10 protein-coding genes are annotated in these 12872 nt (G+C 41.1%); 5 read left to right on the top strand and 5 right to left on the bottom strand.

Annotated features, from left to right (window positions below; genetic code table 11):
* Positions 1-42: 42 nt before the first annotated feature.
* The 4 genes from L650_RS0116295 to L650_RS0116280 all read right to left on the bottom strand — a co-directional run bounded on the left by L650_RS0116295 (position 43) and on the right by L650_RS0116280 (position 5443).
* The gene (locus L650_RS0116295) at positions 43-2154 is read right to left on the bottom strand and encodes a hypothetical protein (RefSeq protein WP_029773766.1); all 2112 of its coding nucleotides are present in this window, start codon (positions 2152-2154) and stop codon (positions 43-45) included.
* A gap of 191 nt (positions 2155-2345) precedes the next feature.
* Positions 2346-4208 (bottom strand): 1-deoxy-D-xylulose-5-phosphate synthase, encoded by a 1863-nt coding sequence (dxs, locus tag L650_RS0116290; protein WP_029773765.1) that lies wholly within the window; start codon positions 4206-4208, stop codon positions 2346-2348.
* Between the two features lie 102 nt (positions 4209-4310).
* On the bottom strand, positions 4311-5198 hold the full coding sequence (gene ispA, locus L650_RS0116285) for a (2E,6E)-farnesyl diphosphate synthase (RefSeq protein WP_029773764.1): 888 nt from the start codon (positions 5196-5198) through the stop codon (positions 4311-4313).
* 2 nt (positions 5199-5200) lie between these two features.
* Positions 5201-5443, bottom strand: coding sequence for an exodeoxyribonuclease VII small subunit (locus L650_RS0116280; RefSeq protein WP_004586873.1), 243 nt, complete (start codon positions 5441-5443; stop codon positions 5201-5203).
* A 315-nt stretch (positions 5444-5758) separates the two neighbouring features.
* On the opposite strand from L650_RS0116280, the gene pomA reads away from it, so the two are divergent.
* The 4 genes from pomA (at position 5759) to L650_RS0116260 (ending at position 10153) form a co-directional block, all read left to right on the top strand.
* Complete coding sequence (gene pomA / locus L650_RS0116275; protein WP_004586874.1) at positions 5759-6526, top strand: flagellar motor protein PomA; 768 nt, start codon at positions 5759-5761, stop codon at positions 6524-6526.
* A gap of 2 nt (positions 6527-6528) precedes the next feature.
* The gene (locus tag L650_RS0116270) at positions 6529-7449 is read left to right on the top strand and encodes a flagellar motor protein MotB (protein ID WP_004586875.1); all 921 of its coding nucleotides are present in this window, start codon (positions 6529-6531) and stop codon (positions 7447-7449) included.
* A gap of 211 nt (positions 7450-7660) precedes the next feature.
* On the top strand, positions 7661-8167 hold the full coding sequence (locus tag L650_RS0116265; protein ID WP_029773763.1) for a hypothetical protein: 507 nt from the start codon (positions 7661-7663) through the stop codon (positions 8165-8167).
* Between the two features lie 45 nt (positions 8168-8212).
* Positions 8213-10153: a DNA topoisomerase III gene (locus L650_RS0116260; protein WP_029773762.1), complete on the top strand. Its 1941-nt coding sequence runs from the start codon at positions 8213-8215 to the stop codon at positions 10151-10153.
* A 22-nt stretch (positions 10154-10175) separates the two neighbouring features.
* Here the strand turns inward: L650_RS0116260 and L650_RS0116255 are convergent, their stop codons facing one another.
* A complete protein-coding gene (locus tag L650_RS0116255) occupies positions 10176-11489 on the bottom strand; it encodes a M20 family metallopeptidase (RefSeq protein ID WP_029773761.1) in 1314 nt (437 codons plus the stop codon).
* A gap of 94 nt (positions 11490-11583) precedes the next feature.
* Here L650_RS0116255 and L650_RS0116250 point away from each other — a divergent pair, with 94 nt between their 5' ends.
* Positions 11584-12441, top strand: coding sequence for a tetratricopeptide repeat protein (locus tag L650_RS0116250; RefSeq protein WP_024031324.1), 858 nt, complete (start codon positions 11584-11586; stop codon positions 12439-12441).
* Positions 12442-12872 lie beyond the last annotated feature (431 nt).

Here is a 12872-nt window from a genome sequence, read left to right as displayed (position 1 = left end):
CTACAAAAGTAGGTTAGGCATGGTGAGGGTAACGCTATTTAATTACTGGTTTAGCCACGCTGGTAAAATAGCCACTGACTCAGGAGCACTAAATGCCATACTTGCATCGGCACTTATATCTCCCCCTGCGGTACTTAAAATATTATTAAAGCGCATAACTACGTTGTTAGACTTTTCGGCAACGTATAAATCGGTTCCGCTATACATAATATCAACAGGGTTTCCTAATAATGTATTGGGCCCGCTAATCGTCGCGCTTATATTAACTAGCCCCGAGGCATTTGCGGTATTATTTAATACATAAATTTTGCCATCGTCAGCAACGGCTGCGCTGCCTACATCAGAAAGTATTAACGCACCACTTAATGAGTCGTAATCTATTCCATGAATATTGGTAGGTCCTGCTAGTGCTTGTGAATTATTGGCAGGTGTAATTAATCTATCTTCTGTACTTATTGTGGTCTCGCCACTTAGTAGCTTATTTTTAACTTGATCAAATACCGCTACAGTGCCATTAGTTAGCGCAACAAAAGCGCGGTCAGTGTTACTGTCGTAATCAACATCCCACGGGCGTGCATTATTGGCAAAAGTTAAGGTCATAAGAGGTGATACGTCACCGGTGGCACAGCTTGAAAATATAGCAATGCTCGGCGTGGTTTCATTATTTTCAGCCACAAAAATCATTCCACTATCGGAGGCAATATCTAATCCTTTAGGTGAAATAAGGCCTGTATTGCCTCCTGAAATCAGTCTATCTTGGCTGGCGTTAAATGTTTCGCCATCACGGTTATAAGCCACTTTAGTAGAGATGACGATTCCGCCCATTCCTGTACTGGCATTATCGAATGTTGCGTAGCTATTACCTGCTTTATCAAAGCTAACGCTTTCTATCGTTTGGCTTGCATTATAGCTTGCAAGTTCGCTACTTAATGCTGTATTTAAACGGCTAATTTGGCCTGTTGTATCACCCGCAGTGCTTGGATTACTGGATACGGCTACGCCTAATAGCGCCATATTAGGCTCAGTACTATCTGATATATCAGCCATTGAGCTTTGAGTTAGCGTGTTAGTAATTGACTCTGGCTTAGTAGACGCAGTACTTAAATCGGGCGCTATATCGCCACTTTCACCGGCAAATATATTACTAAACACTAAAATTGCATCGTTTGATTTTTCGGCCACACGTAAATCGCTACCCTCAAGGGTAATATCTACAGGGTTGCCTAGCATAGTCGCAGGGCCTGAAATACTGCGTGCAACAGATGTATTACCTTGCGCAGTTGAAGCATTATTAATAACAAAAAGCGCGCCATCGGTAGCATCTGATGCGCTACCAACATCCGATAAGATAAGTTTATTGGTGGTTTCATCATAAACAATGCCGTGAATATTTACCGATATTTGCACACCATCGGCATCGCTTGGTGTAATAGTACGACTTGGCATAGCGGTAAATTCACCGCTTACAAAATTATCGTAAACCGCGACATCACCGTTGGTAAGTGCTACATAAAGTCGGTCGTTTACGTGGTCATAATCAACATCCCACGGGGCGGCTTCGGTAACAGTAGTAGCAAGCGGCGCGGCATCTCCCGCTGCAGCACTGCCAAATGTGGTAATTTGCATGGCACCAAAATCAGCTATAAATATCAGCCCGCTATTTTTTGCAATCGCTATGCCCTTAGGGTTAACCAGTGTAGTGGCAGGGCCTGTAATTTCACGGTCTTGATTAGTACTAAAGCTTGCACCATCATCGCGATTGGCAAGTTGGCATATAGTTTTAATGCTACCATTTTCGCTGTCGCTTGCTTGTATTAAATTACCGAGGCTATCAAAGGCTACGCCTTCATTTGCAGTGGTATTAAAGGTTTTTAATTTGGCAGCGTTCTGGTTTATTAAATCAACAGTGCCTGCGTTTTGCTCGCCGTTATTAGCTAAAATAAACGTGGCTGCACTAAAGCCGGGGTTACCGTTTGTGCCATCGCTTCCATCTTGACCATCTGCTCCCGGCGTACCGGCTAAACCGTTTTCTCCATCATCACCGCTACACCCTGAAATACCAAGTACTATCCCAAGCGCTAATGCTGAAAAACAAAGGGGGCGTTTAAGTGAACTGTTTTGTGTATGAAGGTGAGTTAAATTAGCTTTTTTCATCATTTTTACCTTTTAATATTCCATCAAATGAAAGTAAATAACGTGCCTGCTTATACTCCTCAGTACGTACTATTTACTGTGTTAACCTCATAGGGATAACGCGTAGAAATACACATTGGATGCAAAAATTTAAAAATAAAAAACAAAAAAGGAGCCATCAGGCTCCCTTTAAAAATTAGCTAGCAAAATAATTAAGCGATAAACGATTTTATTGAATTTAAAATGCCTTGTTCACCTAAGCCCATTTCATCGTGCATTTGCGCTTGTGTGCCGTGCTTAATAAATTCATCAGGAATACCTAAGTTAAGCACTTTTAGGTTGGCTTTTTGCGCTGCTAAATATTCATTAACCGCTGAGCCTGCGCCACCACAAATAGCGTTGTCTTCAAGCGTTACTATTACATCATGAGTTTGGCTAAGCTCATCTAATAAACTTGTATCAAGTGGCTTAATAAAGCGCATATTAACTAGCGTTGCCCCTAGCTCATTTGCAGCAAGTTGCGCGTTTTCAAGCAAAGTACCAAAGGATAAAATAGCAATTTTAGCGCCTTGCTTAATGGTATTGGCTTTGCCTATTTCTAATAGCGTCATTTCGCTTTGAATATCGGCAGTACCGGCACTACCACGAGGGTAGCGAACTGCTACAGGGCAATTAGCCTTATAACCGGTATAAAGCATATGGCGGCACTCGTTAGTATCACTTGGGGCCATAATAACCATGTTTGGAATACAGCGCATAAAGCTTAAGTCGTACGCACCTTGGTGTGTTTCGCCGTCGGCGCCTACAATACCAGCGCGGTCTATAGCAAAAAGCACAGGTAAGTTTTGCAGTGCAACATCATGGATAAGTTGATCATACGCACGTTGTAAAAAGCTCGAGTAAATAGCTACAACGGGTTTTAACCCTTCACAGGCAAAACCGGCGGCCAATGTGACAGCGTGCTGCTCTGCTATGGCTACATCGAAATACTGCTCTGGGTGCTCTTTAGAAAAACGCACCATACCTGAGCCTTCACGCATTGCCGGGGTAATAGCCATTAATTTTTTATCTTGCTCGGCCATATCACACAACCAATCACCAAACACCTTAGAGAAAGTGGCGGCGCCAGGTTTAGATTTAGGTAAGCTTGATGTATTAGGGTCAAACTTTGGCACACCGTGATAGCCAATAGGATCAGCTTCTGCGGGTTTGTAGCCTTTTCCTTTTTGGGTTTTTATATGTAAAAGCTGAGGCCCTTTTAAATTACGCATATTACGCAGTGTATCTACGAGCATATTTACATCGTGGCCATCAATTGGGCCAATGTAATTAAGACCTAGTTCTTCAAAAAAGGTACCTGGAATAACCATTCCTTTTAGGTGCTCTTCTACTTTACTGGCAAGCTCTTTAACAGGAGGCACGCCAGAGAGTAACTTCTTACTGCCTTCGCGAATGTTTGTGTAAAAGCTGCCAGATAAAATACGCGCAAAGTGATTAGTTAACGCTCCGACGTTTTCAGAAATCGACATTTCGTTATCATTTAAAATGATTAACATGTCAGATTTTACATCGCCTAAGTGGTTCATTGCTTCAAATGCCATACCTGCTGTAATGGCGCCATCGCCTATAACGGCAACAGTTTTGCGGCCTTTGCCTTCTTTTTGAGCCGCAATAGACATACCAAGTGCTGCCGAAATAGAGGTACTTGAATGGCCTACGCTAAAGGTATCGTATTGGCTTTCTTCACGAAAAGGGAATGGATGTAATCCGTCTTTTTGACGAATTGTATGCATTAAATCGCGTCGACCGGTTAAAATTTTATGCGGGTACGCTTGATGGCCTACATCCCATACAAGGCGATCTTCTGGTGTGTTATACACATAATGTAGAGCAACGGTAAGCTCAACAGTTCCTAAACCAGACGCTAAATGGCCGCTACTTTGCGAAACAGAGTTGAGTAAATAGTCTCGTAACTCGTTGCTAAACGCAGGGAGTTTATCTTGCGCTATATCGCGTAAGTGGGCTGGTTCGTCAACCAAGTTAAGTAATGGATACTTGCTACTATCAAGTGTCATGGTATTTATTTTATCCTTCGCTAACACCGGTGCTAACTTACTAGTTGTTACCGCTGTTGAGTAATAATGTCAGTGCTAAATGGCAATACGTATATGTAACACTCAATGGTCACGTTTAATCAGGTAGTTTGCCAGCGCCGCTAGAGTAGAGGTATCAGCATCTATTTTGTTTAATGCTTGATGCGCTTGCTCTATTAAATTTTGCGCCATTTGCTTGGCACCTTGCATACCTAATAGGGCCGGATAAGTTGCTTTATTAGCAGCTAAATCAGAGCCTTGCGGCTTACCTAAAGTAAATGTGTCACCTTCAACATCTAAAATGTCGTCGTGCACTTGAAATGCCAGCCCTATAGCATACCCAAAAACACGTAAGTTTTCTAAGGTTTGTTTGTCTGCTTTTTCGCTACATAATGCACCTAATGTAATGGCACAGTTGATTAAGGCACCCGTTTTTAATCTATGAATTCGTTCAAGCTGTTGTACTGTAATCACTTTATCTGTGGCGGCAATATCTAGCCCTTGCCCGCCGACCATGCCTTCAAGCCCCGATGCTTTAGCCAGTGCGCTGATCATTTTTACTTGTGTTGATGCGCTGCAGGTAAAATTGTGAGTCGAGATAAGCTCAAAGGCCAATGTTTGTAGTGCATCGCCTGCTAAAATTGCATGCGCATCGTCAAACTCTATATGGCAAGTTGGGCGTCCACGGCGAAGGTCGTCATCATCCATGGCTGGTAAATCATCGTGCACCAACGAGTAGCTATGAATACACTCAATAGCAGCAGCAAGAATATCTAAATCTTGCTTATTAGCTCCGAGCATTTCACCACTTGCGTAGACTAAAAAGGGGCGTAAACGCTTGCCACCGTTAAATAAGCCGTACTGCGTAGCTTCTTTTACTGTGTGTGCGGTATCAAGGGGTTGATCAAAGTACTGTTGCAGGGTCTTTACGACATCTTGTTGAGCACATTCTATTTTTTCTTGTATGCTCACGGTTATTCCATATCGTTGTTAAATGAAGTAAGCGCTGCTTTTTCGTCATTACCCATCAAAATAGACACTTTTTGCTCTGCTTGTTGTAACTTACCCGTTGAGGCGTTAGCTAAGGCTATACCACGCTCAAATTGCTTTAACGACTGCTCAAGCGATAAATCACCTTGTTCCATTTCACCGACAATGGTTGATAGTTCTTCGAGTGCTTGTTCAAAACTTAGGTTTTCAGGTTTTTTAGTCGCCATGTTTAATTTCAGCCAGCATGATAAATTTAGGAGCCAATTTTAGGGGGAATGCTAAACTAGGTCAAAGGATGATCGTTGTTTTTTGAGTTATATCAGTTTAAATCGCATTTTTACCATGTATAAGATGCGTATTAGTGCTCACTGTGTACAATAAAATTAATCAGTCGCTAGGCGAGTAGGGTATCTTGATCTAAAATTAGGCCAAACACAGTGTTTTACACTTTTTTCAAAAATGGCTTAAGTATTTCAGTACCTTGCCGATAAGCAGTTAATAATAAAAGTTTGAATAACAAAGTATAATACTTTGGAGGAAATGTGGATTTAGCAACCATAATTGGGATCCTTGGCGCAATTGGTTTAATTGTCATGTCCATGTTTATGAGTAGTAGCGGTGAAATGGGGATGTTTGCCGACGCGCCTTCTAGTGTAATTGTATTTGGTGGCTCACTATTTATTGTGTTATCAAACTTTACCTTGTCGCAGTTTTTGGGCATAGGTAAGGTTGTTGGTAAAGCATTTATGTTTAAAATCGAATCGCCAGAAGAGCTGATTGAAAAAGCAGTTGAACTTGCTGACTCAGCCCGTAAAGGGGGGTTTTTAGCCCTCGAAGAAGCCGAAATACCAAACCCTTTTATGCGCAAAGGTGTAGATATGCTCGTTGATGGCCACGATGCTGATGTAGTTCGTGCCACGCTTCAAAAAGATATTTCTTTAACCACAACTCGTCATGAACTGGGCGCCGGTTTATTTAAGTCACTTGCCGATATAGCCCCTGCAATGGGTATGATAGGAACGTTAATAGGCTTAGTTGCTATGTTATCTAACATGGATGACCCTAAAGCCATTGGCCCCGCAATGGCGGTGGCATTATTAACTACTTTATATGGTGCATTTTTAGCAAATGTAGTGGCTATTCCTATTCAGGTAAAACTTGAGCTTCGTAAAGACGAAGAAGCCATGAATCAGCGTCTAATACTGGATGCTATTTTAGGTATTCAAGATGGTCAAAACCCGAAAGTAATTGAAGGTATATTGAAAAACTACCTTGCTGAGTCTAAACGCAAAGTAGATACCGAGGAGTAACCATGTCTGATCAAGAGTGCAAATGCCCACCCCCAGGTTTGCCTGCTTGGATGGGAACATTTGCCGACTTAATGTCGCTTTTAATGTGCTTTTTTGTACTTTTGCTCGCGTTTTCAGAAATGGATGTACTTAAATTTAAGCAAATAGCAGGCTCGATGAAGTTTGCATTTGGTGTGCAAAACAAAATAGAAGTAAAAGATATCCCTAAAGGGACCTCGGTTATTGCTATGGAATTTACCCCTGGTAAGCCTGAACCTACCCCGATAGAAACCATTCAGCAACAAACCGTTGAAATGACCCAGCAAATGTTAGAATTTCAAGCGGGTGATGAAAGCTCTGCTGGTGGTAGACAAGAGCAACGTGGCGATAAACGTGGTGGCGAGTCACGTAGTACATCGCAGCAGCAATCTTCAGAACAAGCAACTTCAGCCGCCGATCAAGAACAAACTAACGAGTTAGTGAAAAAAATAGCGCAACAGCTCGAAAAACAAATTATCGATGGTGCAATCGAGCTTGAATCTTTAGGGCAGCAAATCATTATTCGTATCCGTGAAAATGGCTCATTTCCCTCTGGCAGTGCTTTTTTACAACCTAAGTTTAAGCCCATAATTCAAGATATTGGTGAGTTATTAAAAGATGTACCTGGAGAAATTACGGTATCGGGTCACACCGATGATTTTCAGGTTTCTAACGAGTTGTATATTAATAACTGGGACTTATCGTCAAAGCGTGCTGTAGCAGTAGCAAGCGAATTACAAACGGTACAAGGGTTTGATAAAAACCGCATGATGGTAGTAGGGCGTGCTGATACTCGTCCACTTGTTCCGAATGATTCAAACGAAGATAGGCGTAGAAATCGCCGAGTAGAAATATCAATCTTACAAGGTAAGGCTAAAGAGTCAGACCCTATTGATGTGCGCTAGGCTAGTAGCGGGCGCTAATTTCTCTAATTAAGTTTCTTTTTGAGGTACTTAATCACCTAAGTATCTTGGCAAGCTCATTATTTTAGCTTAAAGTACATTTCCTTAACATATGTAATGGATGCGCTGTGAAAGTTATAATTAAATATTGTGATATGCCAGGTAATGGTGATGGTACCGACGACGATACAAAAGAAAAATAAGGTAAAACATTTTGCCTGATTGGTTTTTGTATTTCGTTAGTATTTTAAGTAAAAGCTGGATCTTTATGCTAAGCCCGGCTCTTTTTATATTTTTTATATTCAAAGATTACTTAGCCTTTAGATTTGCATTACTGACCGTCGCTTTTTTCTTCTTTGGGGGGATAACAGCCTCTAGCTTGAGAGAGTTTGACGATATTTATATCTATCGTTATTTAGTATGGGCGGCTACCGATATTATATGGATGGCGTTAATAGCTTATTGGGGAATAAAAGATAAAGTTTATTTATGGCAATGCGTTATTGGTCAGTTAGTGGTTATTGGCGCACCTATATTACAATTATTCAGATTAGTTGACCGTCACCTTTGGGATTTAGCGTACAGCACCATTATTTACAAAACGTTAATGCCCTTTATAAACATTGGCACCGTCATAGTGTGTTATTTACCTTTAATTATGCTTTTCGCTAAAAAAAGTAATTCCCCCTCAAAAATAGAAAGCGCTCCACCTTCTAAATAGCTGTGCTAAACTACTGTTCATATAAACAGTTAATGAGCAACTCCCATGAAACTCTATATCGCAGAAAAGCCATCACTTGGCAGAGCTATTGCTGATGCATTGCCAAAACCACATAAAAAACACGATGGTTATATAGAAGTGGCTAATGGTGACTGTGTCTCGTGGTGTATAGGGCACTTACTTGAGCAAGCTGAACCTGATGATTATGATGCGCGTTTTAAAAAGTGGCAATTTGAACACCTTCCCATAGTGCCACAGCAATGGCAGCTCAAGGCAAAAACGAAAACGCGTAAGCAATTAACTATTCTAAAAAAGCTAATTAAGCAGGCATCAGTACTCGTGCATGCGGGCGATCCCGATCGCGAAGGCCAATTGTTGGTTGATGAAGTCATAGAGCAAGCCAAAATAAGTAAAACCAAAAAGCAAAGCATTCAGCGTTTACTTATAAGTGATTTAAATTTAGCGGCGGTAAAAAAAGCGCTTACTACTATGCGTTCAAATCGTGAATTTATTCCGCTTAGTGTGTCGGCGCTTGCGCGTTCACGTGCAGATTGGTTATTTGGTATGAACCTTACGCGTGCTTATACGCTGGCGGGACAAAAAGCAGGCTTTGGCAATGTGTTGTCGGTGGGTCGCGTACAAACCCCAATTTTAGGTTTAGTGGTTAACCGGGATAACGAAATAGCTAACTTTGTGTCAAAACCATTTTATGAAGTGTTGGCGCATTTAATAACTCCTGAGCAGCAAAGCTTTGTGGCCAAGTGGGTACCAAGCAAAGCCTGCGAGCCGTACCAAGATGAAGAGGGCCGCGTTTTAAATAATGCATTAGCCGAAAACGTCGCCTCGCGAATAGCGAATCAACCAGGCGAGGTTACAGCGCTCGAACAAAAACAAAAAAAACAAAGTGCGCCGCTGCCTTATAATTTATCGGCACTGCAAATAGATGCTGCAAAGGCATTTGGTATGGCAGCTCAGCAAGTACTCGATATTTGCCAAACGCTCTATGAGCGTCATAAGTTAATTACTTACCCTCGTTCTGATAATCGTTATTTGCCTAAAGAGCATCATTTAGATGCGCCTGCAATTTTAAAAGCAATTGCAGCTAATGGCGGTCAAAACACTGAGTTTGTGAATGGGGCAGACGCTAAAAAACGCAGCAAATGTTTCAACGATGCAAAAGTGGCTGCACACCATGCAATTGTACCTACCGCTAAACAACTAAAAACAGCGACTTTGGCGGCTGATGAAGCAAAAGTATATGAACTTATTAGCAGGCATTACCTAATTCAGTTTTACCCCGATTACATTTATAACGAAACTAAAGTAGAGGTAACAATTGCGGGAGGTTTATTTAAAGCCAATGCAAAGCAAGATGTAAGCTTAGGGTTTAAGGTATTAATGGGCAAAGCCGAGCTAAAAGATGAAGCAACCTTGCCTCATTTAACAAAAGGCATGGCGCTTAACTGCACTAAAGGTGAAGTGGTAGAAAAACACACTACGCCACCGTCTCATTTTACTGATGCAACATTGCTAAGTGCCATGACCGGCATTAGTCGTTATGTAAAAGATTCACAAATTAAAAAAATACTTAAAGAGACCGATGGGCTAGGAACAGAGGCAACCCGCGCAGGCATTATTGAATTATTATTTAGGCGTCGTTTTTTAAAGCGCGAAGGTAAATCAATTAAAGCTACACAAACAGGCTTGGCACTTATTAGTGTTTTACCAGAGGGCTTAGCTAGCCCCGATTTGACCGCTAAATGGGAGGCGAGTTTAGGCAACATTGCTCAACAAGCAATGAGCTACCAACAATTTTTACAACCACTGCTGGTGGAGCTTGAAGGTTTTGTACAGCAAGCAGCTAGTTGTGATAGCCATGTATTTTCAAAGCTGCCTAAAACACCGCCTAAAAAGCGCTTTGCTAAGGGTGGTAAAAAAGCAGCATTTAAAAAATCAAATTATAAAAAGAGCTCAGCAACCACTTAATCGCTGAGCTCTCAAATACGGCTTATTTTTTATTAAATAACGCGACTGCGGCGTTACTCATGGCTTTTATACCGGTCGGTAATGCTACTTTATAATCTGGCGCAAATTTACTTGAGTGTAATGAAGGAAGTGTTTGGTTACTTTTCATCGCATTTGTATATTGCTGCTGGTTTACTCCACCTAACCAAAATAACGTAATAGGAATGTTTTCATCAGTTCTACCGTACAATCCAAAATCTTCACCAGCCATAACCGCTTTTGTCTCAAGTACATTAGTTTCGCCAATTGCATCAGCAATAGCACTCCTAACAATGTTAGTTTGCTGAGGGTTATTGTAAGTAGATGGAATAGATTCATCTTCATGAACGTGAACAACAGGGTAGTGTGACTCAGTAAGGCCAGCACTTTGAGCAATACCCGCTGTAATACGTTTTATTGCTGCTATTTGCGCCGTCCGTACCTCTGGGTTGTAGCTTCTAAGCGTAAGCTGTAGTTTTACTTCATCGGAAATCACATTATGCTTTGAGCCACCATGAATAGATCCCACAGTCACAACAGAAGGCTCAAGTGGAGAAAGCTCGCGGCTTGTGATTGTTTGTAATGCTAATACCGTACGCGCCGCAATAACTACAGGGTCTACGGTAGTGTGCGGGTAGGCGCCGTGTCCGCCTTTACCTTTTATAGTTATATCTACTGAATCAACACTTGCCATGGTGTATTCATTTTTCATTGATACCTTACCCGCAGGCACGCTGGCACTAACATGCAGCGCAATAACATGATCAGGCTTAGCATATTTACTAAATAAGCCTTCACTTAACATGGCTTTTGCTCCACCGCCAACTTCTTCTGCAGGTTGAGCAACCATCATTAACGTTCCTTGCCACTTATCTTTATGGGCAATAAGTTGCTCAGCAGTACCAATAAACGAGCTCATATGTATATCGTGGCCACAACCATGCATTACACCTACTTTATTCCCATGCTCATTGGTCACTTGTACTATAGATGCATAAGGTTTACCGGTTTGCTCTGTGATTGGTAGGCCATCGGTATCAGTACGAATCATTATTGTAGGGCCGGTGCCATTTTTATAAATTCCTACCACACCGTAGCCGCCCACATTATCTGTTACGTCAAACCCAAGGTTTGTTAATTGCGATGCTATTTTTTGGCCAGTTTCTTGTTCGTGATATGAAAGCTCTGGAGATTGATGTAAGTCGAGGTAAAACTTTTCAATAGCTGGCATACTCTTAGTTAAATCTAAGTTTAGTGACTTAGCGTAAGTAAGTGGGCTTGCTATCATAAATGCTGCAGCTAGATAGGTGATTTTCATGTTTTCCCTCATTATTTGAAAGTATTTAATACTTGTATTTATTATGTTCGTCTCCATATAAAAACCTAAATAAATGAATATGGCAATTAATTCAATGAGCAACATAGTTAGTATCAACGCACAAAACCTTCAGCAAGTACTCGGTGAAACATCACAACAAAAGTTGGTGCTGCTTAACTTCCACTCGCCACAAAGTCCTGAGTGTATTAGCCAAATCGGTATATTAGAAAATTTAGCTACGCAATATAAAGATCATATTGTAGTGGCTAATCTTGATTGTGACGCAGAACAAGCACTCGCCTCGCAATTAGCGCAGCAGGTTGGCTTGCAAACATTACCTACACTTGTGTTGTTAAAAGATTCAGCTCCAGTAGATTTATTAGCGGGTGCACAAACAGACGCGCAAATTCGCGAAGCCCTGAGTAAGCATTTACCAGCGCAGCAGGACCTACTTCTTGAACAAGCAAAACAAGCATTATTAAAGTCGGACCTAAATGCTGCATTTAATTACGCAAAGCAAGCGTATGAAATAGACAGTGCAAACGCACGTATAAAGCTTGTGTTAGCCGATATATGCATTCAAATACACAAGTTAGATGATGCTCAAGCACTCATTGATACCATTGACGCCCAAGAGCAAGATGCTTATTTTCATAATATAAAAGCTAAATGCGAAGCGGCGCTAGAAGCTACCGACTCGCCAGAGATAAAAGAAAAGCAATCTCAAGTAGAAAAGTACCCAAATGACTTAGACCTGAAAATAGAGCTAAGCCAATTGCTAAATGATGCAGGACGAAAAGAAGAAGCACTCGAAACACTCTTCAGCGTACTTAAAAAGGATCTTAATTTTAATGACGCTAAAGCAAGCTTTTTAGCAATTATCGCTTCTCTACCAGATGGAGATGCACTTGCAGCAAAATACAGAAGAAAGCTTTATAGTATTTTGTATTAATATGCGCAGTTAATAAATTAACTTAAAAGCACCTTATAGGTGCTTTTTGCGTTTTATACATCGTTATATTTAAAACAAACTGGGCTTTGCATATAGGTTTAGTTTGTTTTTTGTACTGCTTTTGGCTCTTTAGAGTGAAAAATGCACGAAAGAGCTTTTATTTATAGTTTTTATTAAAAAACGCTTGCGTAAAAATCCGTTCTCCCTATAATGCGACCCCACTGAGACGGCAGACAGCAACGCTTAGCGAGGCAAGAGTCAATCAGTGAGTTGAGTAAAACTTAGTTTTAAAAACTTTCAAGTTTAACAAAATTAAGTGTTGACAAAAAAATAGGAAAGCGTAAGATGCGCAGCCCTAGCGAGATAAAGTTTAACGCTTTAATCGCAACGTTCTTTAACAATATAAAGCAATCATCTGTGTGGGCACTCGT

Origin of the sequence: Pseudoalteromonas sp. TB51 (genome assembly GCF_000498055.1) — a bacterium.
Classification (GTDB): domain Bacteria; phylum Pseudomonadota; class Gammaproteobacteria; order Enterobacterales; family Alteromonadaceae; genus Pseudoalteromonas; species Pseudoalteromonas atlantica.
This window is presented reverse-complemented; position numbering and strand designations above follow the sequence as displayed.

Bases quoted from the DNA above. Each gene is read 5' to 3' on its own strand.
- L650_RS0116295 (WP_029773766.1), bottom strand. From the start codon at position 2,154: ATGAAAAAAGCTAATTTAACTCACCTTCATACACAAAACAGTTCACTT.
- dxs (WP_029773765.1), bottom strand. From the start codon at position 4,208: ATGACACTTGATAGTAGCAAGTATCCATTACTTAACTTGGTTGACGAA.
- L650_RS0116280 (WP_004586873.1), bottom strand. From the start codon at position 5,443: ATGGCGACTAAAAAACCTGAAAACCTAAGTTTTGAACAAGCACTCGAA.
- L650_RS0116270 (WP_004586875.1), top strand. From the start codon at position 6,529: ATGTCTGATCAAGAGTGCAAATGCCCACCCCCAGGTTTGCCTGCTTGG.
- L650_RS0116260 (WP_029773762.1), top strand. From the start codon at position 8,213: ATGAAACTCTATATCGCAGAAAAGCCATCACTTGGCAGAGCTATTGCT.
- L650_RS0116255 (WP_029773761.1), bottom strand. From the start codon at position 11,489: ATGAAAATCACCTATCTAGCTGCAGCATTTATGATAGCAAGCCCACTT.
- L650_RS0116250 (WP_024031324.1), top strand. From the start codon at position 11,584: ATGAGCAACATAGTTAGTATCAACGCACAAAACCTTCAGCAAGTACTC.